The following is a 17,141-nucleotide window of genomic DNA, read 5'->3' on the forward strand; positions in this document are numbered from 1 at the left end:
AGTTTCTACTTGTTTCAATAATTTTTTTATATGTAGCGCTGAGTGTTGCAGGTGAGTAACTGATGAGTGAACTGAGGTGGAGGTTGCAATAATCGGCTGCGCGAGTGGCTCGCCAATCGCGAGAAGAAGGCGGCAGCCATAATGGCTGGTTCGAATCTCAATCTTGTCTTCAGAAGGCGTAAATATTGCCATTTGGTTTTTGTTTACTTCAGTACTACTGATATACGCCTTCCCTGAATGTACAAACACAAATCCTGAGCTGAGCTTTTTATTTGGCTGAGTCTCCCATTGACTATAAGGTGCGATAGCAATATCAAGTATAAGTACAGGTGAAGGAGATGTTATCGGACTTTTTATCTCATCAATCTCACCAATGAGTACTTTTGCGGTAACGTTGTTTTTTTCGATAAGCGGCAGGTGACTTGCGGTAAATTTGAGGCTGTTTGCATCCGACATTTCACTGTTTTTCGCGGGCAGTAAAACCCACAGGGCAAAGGTTTCAATAAGTCCATCTATTGGCTTTAAGGTATCTTTATGTATGACGCCATTACCAGCCAGCATCATTTGAACATCGCCAGGCTCAAGTGAAGTTTGGCTACCTGTCGAATCAACATGGCGTAAATGACCGCATATTGGGTAGGTGAGTGTGTTAACACCTGAGTGACCATGAAAGTCCAATCCAACCGGTTGGCAGACATTTTTAGCCTGATAATGATCCCATAAGGCAAAAGGATTGAGCTCTTCTATATCGCCACTTTGAATATAAGCTGTCATTGGTCCTGATTTCAGACCGTAGCGAACTTTTTTGATTGTTCTTGTTTTTTCTGCCATGGCTGCTTTCCATGAAAGTGTACTTATACAGAATAGACTGCGGTCTCAATTTCCTCCATCTGAAACAGGTAATTTGTACTACTGTTGCTTGTTTTAACGTCAGTAATGATACTGGTATTTTATATTTACCATTTAGAACCGCCATTTAGATAATGATAAGCCGCTCCGAAGATGATTACAAAACAAGCAGAAAATAGGCATTGAAACTGGAAGGTGTCGAATAGGATTAACTTGTGTTGAAAAGGTACCCTTAAGAGGCTTAATGGCGCTTTCTTGCTGGCTATACCGTGAGTGTAGGGTAATATATTTGTATAACAAATGGTGAGGGCGATGAAGTGCATAAATTAAATCTACAACAGCATACTATTTTTAAGCAGCAAGTTTACATTGCAGGCCAATGGTGCGATGCCGACTCTAACAGTAATCAGCCCGTGTATAACCCTGCCGATGGCACCCTTCTTGGCCATGTGCCTGAGTGTGGTCAAGCTGAAACACAGCGCGCGATTAATGCTGCTGATATCGCGTCTAAATCATGGCAAAAAACGACAGCAAAAGAAAAATCGATAGTATTACGTCGTTGGTTTGATTTAATCCAACAGCACAGTGAGGCTCTGGCCGAAATTTTAACGGCAGAGCAAGGTAAGCCGTTAACAGAGGCAAAAGCTGAGATTGCCTATGCGGCCAGTTTTATCGAGTGGTATGCCGAACAAGCAAAGCGTATTCGAGGTGAAATGATACCGAGTCATAGACCTGATGCGCGGATTTTAGTGAGCCATGAGGCGATTGGTGTTGTGGGGGCGATTACCCCTTGGAACTTTCCCGCCGCGATGATTACACGTAAATGTGGTCCTGCTTTCGCTGCTGGTTGTAGCGTTGTACTAAAACCGGCTCCTGATACCCCGTTTACTGCGTTAGCTCTAGCGGCTTTGGCAGAACAAGCAGGCTTGCCTAAAGGTTTGTTTAGTGTGGTAACGGGCGATGCTGTGGCGATAGGTGGTGAGCTGACTAGCAATAAAACAGTACGAAAAATCTCATTCACTGGATCGACAGCGATTGGTAAATTACTGATGGCGCAATCCGCTGCATCGGTGAAAAAAATGTCTCTAGAATTAGGTGGTAACGCGCCATTTATTGTTTTTGACGACGCTGACTTAGAAAAAGCACTCGCCGGTTATATGGTGGCTAAATTCCGAAATGCTGGGCAAACCTGTGTGTGTGCAAATCGCTTGTACGTACATGAAAGTGTTTACGATAGATTTATGAATATGCTAACCGACAAAGTATCATCCCTTGTGATGGGTAATGGTTTCATTGAAGGGGTAGATATTGGCCCAATGATCAATCGTTCTGCGGTTGAAAAGATTGAAGCTCATATCCATGATGCAGTACAGAAAGGGGCAACCTTGTTGCATGGCAGCCAAGAAAAGTCATCAACGCATTTTGTGCAGCCAGCTGTTTTACGTGATGTGACAGATGACATGTTAGTTGCAACAGAAGAAACCTTTGGCCCTTTAGCTGCGGCCTTTACTTTCAGTGACGACGAAGATGTAATTGCACGCGCGAATAATACTGACTCAGGCTTAGCGGCTTATATTTATACCCAATCATTATCAAAAGCATTCCGTATGAGTGAAGCCTTGGAATACGGTATGGTTGGTGTGAATGAAGGGCTAATTTCAACCGAAGTTGCTCCATTTGGTGGTATTAAAGAATCAGGACTTGGCCGCGAGGGTGCAGCGCAAGGTATTGATGAATACTTAGAAACGAAATACACCCTGATGGGCGGATTGTAGGCGCTGTTACTCTGTCACCTTTTCAGTGATGATAAATAAACCCTCACTAGAGGGTTTTGTTTTATGCGGCTTTTAAAGGAATATTCTTTTTATTAGTCGCTATTCCATATATTGTTAATTTTATTAAACTCACCATTTAATTAATTGTATGAAAATGCCGCAATTAAGAAGGTGTGAGTATTTAGGTTGGCTGAAAGTAGGAATGCAGGTGGTTGGTATCCAAAACGTTGTCGTAAAAATGATCCTTGGTGTGTTTTTGTTATGCCTCTCGGGTATTTCAAGCGCTAACCCAGTTAACGTAAATAATAATGAGCAAGCCGATAAACATGTTGTGGGTGCCGTTTGTGTCATTCGTGTTGGTGAAAAACTGGTTATGCTTTCAGAAGTCATAACAAAGAAAATATCACTGCCGGGCGGCTATATAGAGCCTAACACCACACCTGAAGAGAGTGCGATTCGTGAAGCACTTGAAGAAACTGGGATCAAAGTTGAGATAGCACACCTTATTCAGCAGCGAGAGCGAGCGCTAATTTATGCTTGTGTTGCACAAGATCCAATACTTGTATCGACCACCAAAGATTCGTTAGGATTCGCAATAGTCGAGTCATGGTTTGCTGAGCATTTTGGCAAAGAAGTTCGCCGTGTTTATCTTATTAGCCCTGACGAGCTAAAAGCATCAGATTATCGTTTTCCTAACGATAAACCGTTATTAAAAAAATGGTTGGCGATAACACCTGAAAGTGCGGTCGACTATTATTCTGATTTAAGTGATCGTGTTAACTTACTTCATCAGTTGGAATTACAGCTTATTAGTCAATTTCAACACTGGGTTAAAAGCTGGCCACAAACTCAGCAATCTATTTTTGAGACGACAATCGCGGTATTAAATTTGCCCGGTGAAGTTGGGTTTATCGCTTTTCTACTCGTGGTTAGTGCCGTTATGTTTGGTACCAAAGGTGTATTGCGTTTATCCATTATTTTGCTAAGCGTTACCTTTATTTCCTCGGTGCTGAAATTAAGTATCGGTTCACCGCGACCGTTTTATATTGTGCCTGCATTAAAACAAGCCAGTGCCTATGGTTTTAGTTTTCCTAGTGGACATACGTTAATAGCAACGGTTTTGTGGGGGCTTGCATGGTACTACTTAACGCATAAACGTGGCTTACTGGTGATGTTCTTATTATTGCCCGTCGCTTATTTTCTTGCGTTTGGACAAGCTGTCGCACGCGTCTGGTATGGCGTACATTTTATTACCGATACAATGGCAAGCTTAATTCTAGGTACTGGTATGGTGGCGATTTATATCGCGTGGCTCAATGCAGAGAACAATGCCCTAGATGACTGTATTATGAGTAAGTGGTTTTGGTTATCGCTATCTATGTTTGTTGGGTTTATTGCTAGTTTTAGTCATGCGCCAGAACATGTTTATCTGTTTTCTGTTCTCCTAGGGATATTTTTAGGCTTGGATTATGTGAGCTGGGAGCCGCTTAAGCGCCCACTAAAGGTGGGGCAAATTATCTTTACCGCAGGATTATTTGCGTTAGGAGCTGGCGTGATTGCTTGGGTAACAAATTGGATTGCCTGCCAGTCGAGCGTTAGCTTAATCGTGTTATCTATACGCTCTCTGGGTTGCTTTCTTGCAGGAATTTGGCTTTTAACTGGTACCACCCTGATCCGAAAAGTAATTTCAACTAAGTTAGTAGCATAATCTGCCTTACCTCACGCTTTAGTTTACGTAAAGCGTGAGGTACAGTGGGGGGTAATAATGATTGAGATAACCAGATGCCGTAGGATTCGGCAGTAAACTGGAAAAGGAGCGCAATGTTACCCGCACTGACAACTCAGAGCAGTATCGACAGTGTCGTACTGGACTATTTGAATGAACTCGACCAAGCTGGTTTTCTTGGTGATATTGAAACCACTTATGCTAGCCGACTCGCTGTAGCTACTGACAACAGCGTTTATCAGCAATTACCACAAGCCGTTATTTTCCCTACAAATATCGACGACTTATCACTGATAGGTAAAGTTGGTGCATCTGAACTTTTTCGTACTGTTTCTTTTTCTCCTCGCGGTGGTGGCACTGGCACTAACGGCCAGTCTTTGACTCAAGGGGTTGTGGTGGATATTTCACGCCACATGAACCAGATTTTGGAAGTGAACCCAGTTGAAGGCTGGGTACGGGTGCAAACCGGTGTCATCAAAGACCAGCTTAATGATGCACTTCGTCCTCATGGATATTTTTTCTCGCCCGATCTGTCTACCAGTAATCGCGCCACAATTGGCGGTATGATTAATACTGATGCATCTGGCCAAGGTTCGCTTAAATATGGCAAAACCTCTGATCATGTCTTGTCTCTGACGGCGGTACTGGCTGATGGTTCTGTATTGAATACGGCACCAGTTGTATCTTCAGACAAGGCTACTAAGGTGGGTTCACCTGACGGCAACTTTGCCGCGAATGCACTGCGAGTGAGTGAGCAGGTTTGTCGTGAAAAACGCCCTCAAATTATCGATAAATTCCCACCGCTGAATCGCTTCCTGACTGGGTACGATCTTAAAAATGTATTCGATGACGACCTTACACAGTTCGATATTGCTCGCTTGCTATGTGGTGCTGAAGGATCATTAGCTTTTATTGCTGAAGCAAAGCTTAATATCACCCCAATCCCAAAGGCACGTACTTTGGTGAACATTAAATACAATAGCTTTGATTCAGCCTTACGCAATGCGCCTATGATGGTTGAGGCGAATGCCTTATCGGTAGAAACCGTGGATTCTCGCGTGTTGAATTTAGCCAAACAAGACATTGTGTGGCATACGGTAAGTGATTTATTAACGGACGTTCCTGGCAAAGATATGCTGGGAATCAATATGGTGGAGTTTGCTAATAGTTCAGTGGCTGAAAATCAACAACAAGTCACTGAACTTTGCCAGCGCCTTGATGTATTGATTGCCAATAATGAGCAAGGCCTGATTGGTTATCAGGTGTGTGATGATCTTGCGAGCATTCAAAAAATTTATGCGATGCGTAAAAAAGCGGTGGGGCTATTAGGTGCTGCTAAAGGGGCGAAAAAGCCCATCGCTTTTGCAGAAGATACCTGTGTTCCACCTGAAAACCTAGCCGACTTCATTGCTGAATTTCGTCAGTTATTGGATGAGAAACAATTGAATTACGGCATGTTTGGTCATGTTGATGCGGGTGTTTTGCATGTTCGTCCCGCTTTAGATATGTGTGACCCTGAGCAAGAAATGTTGATGAAAATCATTTCTGATCAAGTGGTTGCGCTGGTGGCTAAATATGGCGGTTTGATGTGGGGTGAACACGGAAAAGGCTTTCGTTCTGAATATGGCCCTGAATTTTTTGGCGATGAATTATTTACCGAACTTCGTCGAATAAAAACGGCGTTTGATCCTGATAACCGCATGAACCCAGGCAAAATTTGTACGCCCATTGATAGTGATGCAGCGCTTGTGAAAGTGGATGGTGTGAAACGTGGTTTTTACGATCGACAGATCCCAGTAAAAACGCGAGATAGTTTTAAGCAGGCGATGGAGTGTAATGGTAATGGCCTGTGCTTTAATTACGATACCAGTTCACCTATGTGTCCATCGATGAAGATCAGTGCTGATCGCCGTCATTCCCCCAAAGGCCGTGCCGGCTTAGTGCGTGAATGGTTACGTCAGCTTGCTGAACAAGGCATTGACCCTCTTGTGTTAGAGCAGAAGCTGCTAACAACGACGCCGACGATCAAACAAATTATCGATAGGCTAAAAAACACCTACGGTAGTCAACGCGCCGCTTACGATTATTCACATGAAGTGATGGAAGCAATGAATGGCTGCTTAGCGTGTAAAGCGTGTGCGAGCCAATGTCCGATCAAAGTTGATGTACCGAGCTTTCGCTCGCGCTTTATGCATATGTATTACAGCCGTTATCAACGTCCGGTCAAAGATTACTTAGTGGCGTATGTTGAAAGCTATTTACCGCTCATGGCAAAAGCCCCTGCCATGTTTAATGCGGTGATGCGCCCACAATGGTCACAATCGTTAACGGCTAAAACGATTGGCTATGTTGATATGCCTGCATTGTCTGTACCGACGTTACAAGAAAGGTTAGATGGTCATCAGGCGACACATTTTGATCTTACTTGGTTACAAGCGCTATCAGCTCAAGAGCGTCAGCACTATGTACTAATAGTGCAGGATCCGTTCACTTCTTTCTACGATGCAGATGTTGTCAGCGATTTCGTACTGTTGGCTGAAAAACTAGGTAAGAAGCCAATTATTGTACCGTTTAAACCAAATGGCAAAGCGCAGCATGTAAAAGGTTTCTTACGTCAGTTTGCTAAAACGGCAAAAAATACCGCTGAGTTTTTGAATCAACTATCAGCACTAAATATACCTCTGGTTGGCGTTGATCCTGCTTTAGTGCTTTGTTATCGCGATGAATACAATGAAGTGCTTGCTGATCAGCGAGGTGACTTTGCTGTATTAACCGCCCATGAATGGCTGTTACCGCTATTACCTGAATTGCAAAAGCAAAAAGCGGCCGAAAAATCGGAACCTTGGCACCTCTTTGCACACTGTACCGAGAAAACTAAATTACCCAATGCAGAGAAAGAGTGGGGTGCTATCTTTACTCATTTTGGGGCGGTACTAGAAACTGTGCCAGTGGGTTGTTGTGGTATGGCAGGAACATTTGGCCATGAGAAAGACAAGCTTGAAATGTCTAAAGGCGTGTATGAGCTCAGTTGGCAGCAAAACCTAGCTCAGCGTGATCCTGAACGCTGTTTAGTCACAGGCTATTCGTGTCGAAGCCAAGTTAAACGTTTTGAGCACCGCAAGTTGAAGCATCCTGTTCAAGCACTATTGCAGCTAGTACCTTAATCGCAGTGTTAAATATAAAAAGATGACGGGTATAACAGTAGAAAAGTTGAATTGCTAAGATAAGTATAAGCCGCGACATTTCGCGGCTTTTGTTTGTTTTTTTCGCCTTACTTTTATCTTACCTTGGTATTTGGTATTTGGTATTAGGTATTAGGTATTAGGTATTAGGTATTTGATATTAGTTTTTTAGTCTTCTTGCGGACTCAACCAACGATAAACTATCCCCGCAACTAGCGCGCCAAGTAAAGGTGCTAGCCAGAATAACCACAGCTGCGACACTGCCCAATCGCCAACTAATAACGCAGGGCCAGTACTACGCGCTGGGTTTACTGAAGTATTTGTCACAGGGATACTGATTAAGTGAATCAGTGTGAGCGCTAAACCAATCGCAAGTCCTGCCATACCTGGTGTTGCCAGTTTGTGGGTGGCACCTAAGATGACAATCAAAAACATAAAAGTCATAACAAATTCAGTCACAAAACCTGAAAGTAAACTGTAACCACCGGGTGAATGCTCACCATAACCGTTAGATGCGAGTCCCCCTGCTAAGTCAAATCCAGCTTGGCCGCTGGCAATAACATAGAGTACATAAGCGCCCACAATGGCACCAAGTACTTGGGATAAGATATAAGGAACAACATCAGCTACGGGAAAGCGACCGCCCGACCATAGCCCAACAGTGACTGCAGGGTTGAGGTGACAACCCGAAATATGGCCAATAGCATAAGCCATAGTGACAACCGTTAAACCAAAGGCAAGTGATACCCCGAGTAAGCCAATGCCGACATCAGGAAAAGCGGCAGCTAATACTGCACTACCACAGCCTCCAAGTACTAACCAAAATGTGCCAATAAACTCCGCTACTAGCTTTTTAAACATACTTTATCCCCTTACGAACCCAACAATACCATTGGAAAATTAGCGCAAATAAGTGCCTATCAATGGCAAATTAATGCTTACGTGTCGCTAAAGTATAGGTCTAAGGTGGCATAGGCATGTTTCAATTAAGAGACATGACGCAATATAAAGACGCGCTATTCTGCTCCAGAGTGATCGAATAGGTAGTCTTCTAGCTGATCTGATAGCCATTGGATAACAGCACCGCGGCGTGATTCTTGTTCGACTATTTCACCATAAGGCTGCCAGCTCATTGCTCGGTTATGTTTGATGACTTTCACCGTACCGTCACGTAACCGATCTTTAATTAGTAAATCAGGGACGTAAGACCAGCCTGTACCGTCTACAACAGCATTTCGTAAGTATTCATAAAAGGCCAGTGCAATGTAGTTAGTTGATTTTGGTGATACCGCTTTCAGGCTTTCATCATCAATATAAGCTAAAGCAATTTCGGTATAACGCTCTAAATCTGCACTGTGCACTTTTCGTAATTGGCTTAACGGGTGATCTTTATGGGCAACCGACATCATCCTGATTTGCCCTAAATCGACATGGTGTAATCGAGGTGCACGATGATTAGCGGGTAATAAACCATACGCGACATCAACAATGTTTTGTTCAACCAAGTTCTCCAATTCAGGCGGAGGGGCAACATACACAGACAAGCTGGTTTTGGGGAAGGTGTGTTTCAGTTGCTTGATCAAATCTCGCCACAGTGATTCTGGTAGTGCATCGTCACGGGCGATACGAATGGCCGATTCAACTCCTTCAATATGTTGAGTGCATTTGGTCTTAATTTCATTGGCGATCATGGCTAGTCGAACACAATCGTTCGCGACAGTTTGGCCAATGTCGGTCAGTAAAATACGATTACCAGTACGGGTCAGTAGTTTTACCCCTAAATCATCTTCGAGTGCGCTTAAAGCCGCGCTCACTGTCGTACGGCTCTTGCCAAGTTTTCGAGCGGCCTCGCTTATAGAGCCTGTTTGGCTGGCATGAAGAAACATTTCCACTTGGGATATTTTCATTGTGAGGGTCTCGTCAATATTACTCTGATATCGCTTAAATATTATCCGACGAAAAACTCGTCGCTGAGAGATTATAGCAATAACGTCAGCCGCGTTAATATGAAGTGGATTACAAAAGAAGAGTATATATCGACGAAAAAGCTGTCGATTATCGAGGTTTATATGTCATGCAATATCCAACTAGAGCGTAAGTTACTTCAGTTTTCAACGTTATCATCATTCCTTTTTGCCGTTATGGGGATCGCCCTTGGTTTGTGGCTTGGATCTTTAGTTATTGTTTTCGATGGTGCGTATTCATTTGTCAGCTTAGCGCTAACACTGGTCTCTTTAGCCGCTGCTGCGTATTTACACCGTGATAAAACCACACAGAAAACCACACAGAAAAAAGTACACTCGGTAACACATTCTCAGCAAGTTGAGTCTGGTGTGATTGCCTTTAAAGGTATGGTTATCACTATTATGTGTTTGGTGTCTTTTTATGCCGCAGTCGAAGCCATTTTTATGGGAGGCCGTAATATAGATACGGGTGTCGCTTTAGTGTTTGGTGTGGTTAACGTTGTTGGTTGTTTCATTAACTATAAAGTGATGGCAGTTTACAGTGGTAAAGCGGAGTCTGCGCTGGTGGATGCGGAGTCTAAGCAATGGTTGATGGATACCGTGATAAGTGGTGCTGTATTAATTGGTTTTACAATCGCGACTGGTTTGAAAATGTCATCGTATGCTCACTTTGCACCGTATGCCGATCCCGTGATGGTGATTATCGCTTCAGTCTATTTTGTGATTGTACCGTTAAAAATGACATGGGGTGCGCTTAAGCAGATACAAGCTACTCGCCAGATAAGCCTTACTGCCTAATAAGGGGTATTAGTAGAGAGAAAGAAGTGCAGAAAATAAATGTATGGTAAGCGCCCAATGTGAAGTTGTCGCATTGGGCGTTTTACGTTATCGACCAAGCAGCAGTGTTTGCTCAATCTCACGATAGAAGTGGGCCGTGTTTTGTAATGATGTAGCCGTTAAGCCGGGTACACCATATATTTCTACACTTGCACCGAATTTGGTTTGTACTTTTTCAACCAATAAATCGAAATCACCATCACCGGATAGAAGAATAACGCGGTCAACGTCAGGTGCGTGTTCTACAACATCCAGCGTAATGCCTACATCCCAGTCTCCTTTAGCGGAACCATCACTACGTTGGATGAAAGGCTTTAATTTCACTTCAAAGCCAATGCCGCGCAAGATATTTTGGAACTGACGCTGTTTTTCATCGCCACGGTGAATTGCATAAGCATAGGCCGCCACAACTTCTCGACCTTGGGTTGCTTCAGCCCAAAATGCGTTGTAATCGAAGTTACAGTGGTATTTTTCTTTTACCGTGTAATAGATGTTTTGCACATCGACAAAAATAGCGACTTTTTCCACAATGAATCCATTTTGATGAGTGACTTTTCAAGCTTACCTTTTTGTTACTGAAAAACAAAGCAAAGTGCGGAAACTAGCTGTTGCTGAAGCTAAACGGTATAGTGAAGGCATAATTAATCGTAAAGGTTATTCAATAGAAATGAAAAAGTCAGTCTTAGCATTTACCGCTTTAGCCGCTTCATTCAGTGCAGTATCAGCAGTGCAAGCAAAAAGTTGTCCTGTCGATGTTCAGCATGAAGTACGTATTGCGGGCGAACAAGTATCGATTTACGAAAGTGGTCAGCCAAAATTGCTTATAGATGAAAACAACAACGTATTCATTAACGGTAAGCAGCTTGATTTAAATGCGATGCAGCAGCGTGCGTTAGATGCTTATACGCAATCGGTAAAAGATAATTTACCTAAGATGGCTGATTTAGCAAAAGACGGTGTGGGTGTAGCAAATGATGTGCTCGATGAAGTATCGGCTGATTTTGACTCTAAAGAATCCTTTGCCAAAGTGCAGAGTCTGATTGATGACTACGCAGCAAAAGCGAATGACAAATTTTACCCAGACGGTGAGTTTGTTATGCCTGAAAACTTGTTTGACCAAATGGATACCAGTTGGAAGGGTGAGTTTGAACAAGCGCTAAAGCATGTAAGCCTTGAATCAGCATCGGCAATGTTCGCGGCACTGTCAGCTGAGATGAAAGAAGGGGATTTGAGCTTTTCTGAGCTACAAACTAAATTTTCTGATCTTAAAGCGCGTTTAGAAGAACGGATCCGCTCGCGTTCAGGTGAAATGGCAGTAAAAGCGAATGAATTGTGCGATTCAATGAAAGGGTTAGCGCAAGAAGAACAAGAAGTACAAAAAGTGATCCCACAACTTAAAGATTACCAAGTGTTTGAGATCTAAGGATCAAACTGTGACCTTAGGGGAATAACTTGATATAGGTTGGGTTGAACGATAAGGGCTTGTGTTACGTTAAATAGATATTGAGACTCTATCGTCCATTTTATATTTGATAGCCAGCAGACTCTCAGCCACTACACTTAGGAGTTCACACCAATGCTAAAAATTGCCGTTATTATTGCATTGCTACTGCTCGCATTCCTTGCTGTGAAGTATCTTGATGAAACTCAGCAAAAGACGATTATTAAATTACTGCTGGTAGTCTTAGGTGGAGTAACGCTTTTCTTCCTTGGATCTGAGTTGTTCCGCTAGCATGGTTTAAATTTTTATCGCCAGAAAGAAAACAGCCCACGCATGCGTGGGCTGTTTTGCATTAAGACACAGTAAATGAAGTTAAGTGCTTCTACTATGCTCTTGAGCGACTACGGTTAGGCTTGTTACCGCCATTTCCATTGCTATTGCCATTTCGGCTTGCTGGTTTACCGTTGCCACCACGAGAACCAGGTGCATTCCCTGTGTTGCTACGGTTGCCTGATGATTGGCCTGCAGGCTTGCCACGATTACCGTTGCTTGGCTTATTGCTGCCATTGCCATTGCCATTGCCATTGCCATTGCCATTGCCATTGCCATTGCCGTTTTGAGGACGGTTACCACCATTACCACCAGGTTTACCGTTGCGCTTGCCATCTTTACGGATGTCTGGCTGGTTAGGGTGTTTAGTCGCAAAACGTTTAGCACCATGGCGGCCAGAACCGCGACGTTGTGCAGGCGTTAGTTCCGCATCGCTGCCTTCTTCAGGCACTAAGCAGTTTGGTCGATCGCCAATTAAGTACTTCTTACCCATGTTGACTAAGGCTTCACGGATCAATGGCCAGTTTACTGGGTCGTGATAGCGAAGTAGTGCTTTATGCAAGCGACGTTGACGTTCCCCTTTTGCAACAAATAGATCTTCACGCTTTTTATACTTAACACGCTTCAGCGGGTTAGTTTCAGAGTGATACATCGCCGTTGCATTACACATAGGTGATGGGTAGAAGTTTTGTACCTGATCACACTGGTACTCATTCTTCTTCAGCCAAAGTGCAAGGTTTAGCATGTCGTCATCGGTTGAACCAGGATGCGCAGAAATAAAGTAAGGGATCAGGTATTGTTTTTTACCTGCTTCACGGTTGTACTTCTCAAACAGTTCTTTGAAGCGATCATATTTGCCCATACCCGGCTTCATCATCAGATCAAGCGTGCCTTTCTCGGTATGTTCAGGGGCAATTTTCAAATAACCACCCACATGGTGAGTCACTAGCTCACGAATGTATTCTGGTGATTCAATGGCTAAATCGTAACGCACACCAGAGGCAATCAGGATCTTTTTAATCCCTTTAACTTCACGAGCTTTACGATATAGATCGATCGTGTGTTTATGATCCGTATTTAGCTTTTTACAAATATCTGGGTAGATACATGCAGGGCGACGACAGTTCGCCTCCGCTTTAGGATCTGAACAACCAAGGCGATACATGTTAGCTGTTGGGCCACCAAGATCTGAGATTGTGCCCGTAAAACCAGGGACTTTATCGCGAATTTCTTCTAACTCGTTAATGATCGACTCTTGCGAGCGGTTTTGGATAATGCGGCCTTCGTGCTCTGTGATAGAACAGAACGAACAACCACCAAAACAACCACGCATGATGTTCACAGATGTCTTGATCATGTCATACGCAGGGATCTTTGCTTTGCCGTAAGAAGGGTGCGGTACACGCGCATAATACAACCCAAATACGTAGTCCATTTCTTCCGTTGTTAGCGGAATAGGTGGCTTATTGATCCACAGTTCACGATCAGCATGCTTTTGAATCAGTGCTCGTGATGAATGCGGGTTCGTTTCTAAGTGCATCACACGACTTGCGTGTGCGTATAGAATACGGTCGTTACGCAGTTTCTCGTACGATGGTAAACGTACCGCAGTGCTCTTAGAATCGTGGCGCGATGGTTGAATATGCACCACTTGCTGAACTGGCTGAGCGTTTGCCTGTTCTTTTTTGTTGGTTTCACACACTTCTTCAGTCGCATACGGGTTCGGCATTTGCATAGCACGGCCCGGTTTTTCAATGCGGCTTGAGTCGATTTCTTTATAGCCAGCAGGCAGCTCACGCATCATTACGGCAGTACCCGCAATGAATTGCATTTCTTCCAGCGTTTGACCATTAGCAAGGCTATGTGCGACTTCGACTAATGCACGTTCGGCGTTACCAAACAATAGAATGTCAGCTTTGGCATCGGCTAATACTGAGCGACGTACTTTGTCTGACCAGTAATCGTAGTGTGCTAAGCGGCGTAGGCTCGCTTCAATACCACCCAATACAATGGGTGTTTCTTTGAATGCTTCACGACAACGTTGCGAGTAAACCAATACTGCGCGATCTGGGCGTTTACCGCCTTCGTTGTTTGGTGTGTAGGCATCATCGTGGCGTAGTTTACGGTCAGCGGTATAGCGGTTGATCATGGAATCCATGTTACCCGCCGTAATACCAAAGAACAGGTTAGGCTGGCCAAGCTCCATGAAAGCATCTTTGTTATCCCATTTAGGTTGGGAAATGATGCCTACACGAAAACCTTGCGCTTCCAGCAAGCGGCCAATAATTGCCATACCAAAGCTAGGGTGATCAACATAAGCATCACCAGTAACAATAATTATGTCGCAGCTATCCCAGCCCAGTGCGTCCATTTCTTTCCGAGTTGTCGGTAGAAATGGAGCTATTCCATAGCACTCAGCCCAGTACTTCGGATACTCGTTAATTTTAGTCAAATTCATAATATTACAATTTATTGTTTATTTTTCAGGGGCATGTATTGAGGGCGTCTTGCCATATTTAAGGTTCAGCAAATCCTGCTGACCCTGAGTGTGTCTACCACTCAGTTACCGTATGTTTGATATATAGCTTCAGCATTTGAATGCCCCTGTTAGGTCGATGGTGATCGTTAAGGCCCTGTTATATAGGGTCCAGTGCCTTCACGTTTATATGAGTGATGCAGCCAGCTATTTGGATAATGTTCACGACAGTATGAGTACCTGCATGATCCTATTGGCTTAACACTAGGTTGATATTGCTGCGCTGGTAAAATACAGAGCATATAAAATGGGCATGAGTTTACCATGTTCATACGGCAATACATCTTTTTCTGTGATTGAGTACATAAATGTAGTTGCTACCAGTCGCTTTGGTGGGCTAATTATTGAATTAAGTGCTTGGGTTTGTTCACTGTTATGGAGGGGATGGTTAGCCTTGTGCCGCTGTTTAACCATTCTTATCTATAATTCGGTATATTCGAATAGCTTCGCTTACAGTATGCTGGTCTGTATAGTTATTGTGTTTAATTGATTGAGCGTTGTATCAAACACGTATGATTATAGGAGAGACATATTTGTGGGGATCCTGATAACGTTAAGGTCTTCAGGGGTGAAAATTATCGATATAGCTTTTATATTAAAGCTGGTTTTACTACTGATTTTTGCTCTTATTTATAGATGAAAGTATTCATCCGATGAAGTGAATGCGATACGATAGCTAGGCGATTAACCGAATCAAAGGCTATATGTATACAATTTTCTCATTACTCAAGTGGGTTGTTTTGATTTATTTAGTCAAAACAGGTCGTATCCATGAATCGGTTCTCATCAAGTGTCAAAAGTTTACCCTTGCTGCGATGACATTGTTTGTCATCAATATTGCGGCGGTAAGCCATGTTGTTGAGTCTGTCGATCTAGTGAGCAAAGGAACTGCCGAAGGATATATCCAGCGAAGAGTTTAACGCACAGCTCATATCAAGAGTATTTATAGGGATACCCCTGACGTTAAATAGCAGACTTGATATAAAAGGAGAGGCTTAGCCTCTCCTTTTTTTATTGTTTTGAATCAAGAGCGTAAAAAAAGCCCGCATTAGCGAGCTTGATTTATCGTGTAGATTCTTTGCTTAAACGGCTGTTGGTACCATGATTTGTGTTGCAACAATCACGATAACAATACCGACAAGCACGGGAACTGAAGTACGTTTAACCACTTCAAATGGCGACAGTTTTGCCATACCAGAACACGCAACAACCACACCTGATACTGGTGAGATTGTACGGCCTAGGTTCGACGCCTGTAGCATTGGAATAACAAGGTAAGCAGGGTTGATACCCATTTTAGCCGCAAGGCTTGGGATAAGTTCTACGAATGCGTAGAAAGGTGCGTTACCTGAACCTGTTGTAATTGCCGCGATTGCAGTGATAGCAACCAGAAGGATCATCAGGAAGATACCGCCAGCGCCTGCTACTTCAGCAAGGTGAAGAAGGTTATCGATAAAGCCTACAGATTTAAGACCTTGGGCAAATACACCCGCAGAAATCAATAGCATTACCACGCCAGAGAACGCATCAGCCATGCCTTTATATGCCGCATCTAAGCCGTCAAAAACTTTACTTGATTCGCCGCGGTGACGAACGAGCTCGATAATGGCCGCTAGGAACATACAAATCACAAGAATGGTAACAATGTGAAGTTGTGGGAATAGCTTACCGCTGAACAGTAGGACACCAATGATAGGTGTGAACGGTAGAATACAGAAGAACTTAGGTGCGTTAACTTCCAGTTCTGATACGTCTAGACGCTCGTGAACAACACCTTCTTTGTCATCGAGGTAACGCTGCCAGAAGAAGTGTGCTGCTGCCATACCGATGATCGCAACAATTGAGATTGGTAGGGTTGTTTTAAATGCAAAATCGATCAGTTCCATGCCTGCTGATTCAGCAGCCACAACCACATCGCCCGATGTTGGTGAAAGAATGATCGCAGCAGGTGATGCACAGATAGCGGCTGCTGCACCACGGCTAATGCCCATGTTCACCATTAGTGGGAACAAGGTTGCCATCAGTAATACGCCTAGGCCAGTTGCAGAAGAAACGGCTAACGACATTAGACATGCCACAAAGTAGGTTGCAACCATTAGAACGTAAGGTGATTTGATAAAGCGAAGTGGGCGAGATGCCATCATCACAACCATATCGTTGGCACCGATTTTGGTCATGTATGCTGCGAAACCACAAAGCATCATGATCATCATGCCAAGGCCGCCAGCACGGTACATTAATAGGTATTTAATGTACTCAAAAACGTCTGTTAATGGGTTTCCTGTCGATGTAACACCTGCTGGCAATACATCTTTTCCTAACGCGGCGGTAATCGCCAATAGAATAATACCACCTGTTAAAAGCACTCCAGTTGCTGTGTATCCTTTAAAGATGTATCGACCTACACCTGCCGCAACTAGAAGACCAATTACTAACTCCAACATGGAAAATGTCCTCTTAAAACTACAAAAGTAAAAAATTAAAAAAATTAAAAATATGAA

The 17,141-nt window shown here is 43.5% G+C and carries 13 protein-coding genes; 7 read left to right on the forward strand and 6 right to left on the reverse strand.

Annotation, left to right across the window (positions count from 1 at the left end):
* Positions 1 to 831: pirin family protein (locus ASV53_RS14980; RefSeq protein WP_094957645.1), on the reverse strand; the 831-nt coding region annotated here is incomplete at its 3' end.
* A gap of 335 nt (positions 832 to 1,166) precedes the next feature.
* Between ASV53_RS14980 and ASV53_RS14985 the strand changes: the two genes are divergently transcribed.
* From ASV53_RS14985 to ydiJ, 3 genes are all read left to right on the forward strand, one after another.
* Positions 1,167 to 2,624, forward strand: coding sequence for an NAD-dependent succinate-semialdehyde dehydrogenase (locus tag ASV53_RS14985; protein ID WP_275657101.1), 1,458 nt, complete (start codon positions 1,167 to 1,169; stop codon positions 2,622 to 2,624).
* Positions 2,625 to 2,832: 208 nt separating this feature from the next.
* Positions 2,833 to 4,332: a phosphatase PAP2 family protein gene (locus ASV53_RS14990; RefSeq protein WP_189337884.1), complete on the forward strand. Its 1,500-nt coding sequence runs from the start codon at positions 2,833 to 2,835 to the stop codon at positions 4,330 to 4,332.
* A gap of 113 nt (positions 4,333 to 4,445) precedes the next feature.
* Entirely contained in the window at positions 4,446 to 7,514 is a 3,069-nt protein-coding gene (gene ydiJ, locus ASV53_RS14995) for a D-2-hydroxyglutarate dehydrogenase YdiJ (RefSeq protein ID WP_094957647.1), read from the forward strand.
* A 186-nt stretch (positions 7,515 to 7,700) separates the two neighbouring features.
* Here ydiJ and aqpZ read toward each other — a convergent pair whose 3' ends face one another.
* Together aqpZ and ASV53_RS15005 are read right to left on the reverse strand one after the other, a co-directional pair.
* The gene (gene aqpZ, locus ASV53_RS15000; protein WP_062690825.1) at positions 7,701 to 8,393 is read right to left on the reverse strand and encodes an aquaporin Z; all 693 of its coding nucleotides are present in this window, start codon (positions 8,391 to 8,393) and stop codon (positions 7,701 to 7,703) included.
* A 155-nt stretch (positions 8,394 to 8,548) separates the two neighbouring features.
* On the reverse strand, positions 8,549 to 9,439 hold the full coding sequence (locus ASV53_RS15005; RefSeq protein ID WP_094957648.1) for a LysR family transcriptional regulator: 891 nt from the start codon (positions 9,437 to 9,439) through the stop codon (positions 8,549 to 8,551).
* A 162-nt stretch (positions 9,440 to 9,601) separates the two neighbouring features.
* Here ASV53_RS15005 and ASV53_RS15010 point away from each other — a divergent pair, with 162 nt between their 5' ends.
* A complete protein-coding gene (locus ASV53_RS15010) occupies positions 9,602 to 10,294 on the forward strand; it encodes a cation efflux transmembrane domain-containing protein (protein ID WP_094957654.1) in 693 nt (230 codons plus the stop codon).
* 87 nt (positions 10,295 to 10,381) lie between these two features.
* Here the strand turns inward: ASV53_RS15010 and ASV53_RS15015 are convergent, their stop codons facing one another.
* Entirely contained in the window at positions 10,382 to 10,861 is a 480-nt protein-coding gene (locus ASV53_RS15015) for a LabA-like NYN domain-containing protein (protein WP_094957649.1), read from the reverse strand.
* Between the two features lie 139 nt (positions 10,862 to 11,000).
* On the opposite strand from ASV53_RS15015, the gene ASV53_RS15020 reads away from it, so the two are divergent.
* Both ASV53_RS15020 and ASV53_RS25490 read left to right on the forward strand, forming a co-directional pair.
* A complete protein-coding gene (locus tag ASV53_RS15020) occupies positions 11,001 to 11,756 on the forward strand; it encodes a YggN family protein (RefSeq protein ID WP_094957655.1) in 756 nt (251 codons plus the stop codon).
* Positions 11,757 to 11,909: 153 nt separating this feature from the next.
* Positions 11,910 to 12,065: a hypothetical protein gene (locus ASV53_RS25490; protein WP_164488550.1), complete on the forward strand. Its 156-nt coding sequence runs from the start codon at positions 11,910 to 11,912 to the stop codon at positions 12,063 to 12,065.
* A 94-nt stretch (positions 12,066 to 12,159) separates the two neighbouring features.
* Here the strand turns inward: ASV53_RS25490 and ASV53_RS15025 are convergent, their stop codons facing one another.
* Complete coding sequence (locus tag ASV53_RS15025; RefSeq protein WP_189337885.1) at positions 12,160 to 14,562, reverse strand: YgiQ family radical SAM protein; 2,403 nt, start codon at positions 14,560 to 14,562, stop codon at positions 12,160 to 12,162.
* A gap of 782 nt (positions 14,563 to 15,344) precedes the next feature.
* Here ASV53_RS15025 and ASV53_RS15030 point away from each other — a divergent pair.
* Positions 15,345 to 15,560 (forward strand): hypothetical protein, encoded by a 216-nt coding sequence (locus tag ASV53_RS15030; RefSeq protein WP_094957651.1) that lies wholly within the window; start codon positions 15,345 to 15,347, stop codon positions 15,558 to 15,560.
* 162 nt (positions 15,561 to 15,722) lie between these two features.
* Here ASV53_RS15030 and dcuC read toward each other — a convergent pair whose 3' ends face one another.
* Complete coding sequence (dcuC, locus tag ASV53_RS15035) at positions 15,723 to 17,084, reverse strand: anaerobic C4-dicarboxylate transporter DcuC (protein WP_094957652.1); 1,362 nt, start codon at positions 17,082 to 17,084, stop codon at positions 15,723 to 15,725.
* Between the last annotated feature and the right edge of the window lie 57 nt (positions 17,085 to 17,141).

The sequence above is a fragment of the Photobacterium sanguinicancri genome, from assembly GCF_002265265.1.
GTDB lineage: Bacteria > Pseudomonadota > Gammaproteobacteria > Enterobacterales > Vibrionaceae > Photobacterium > Photobacterium sanguinicancri.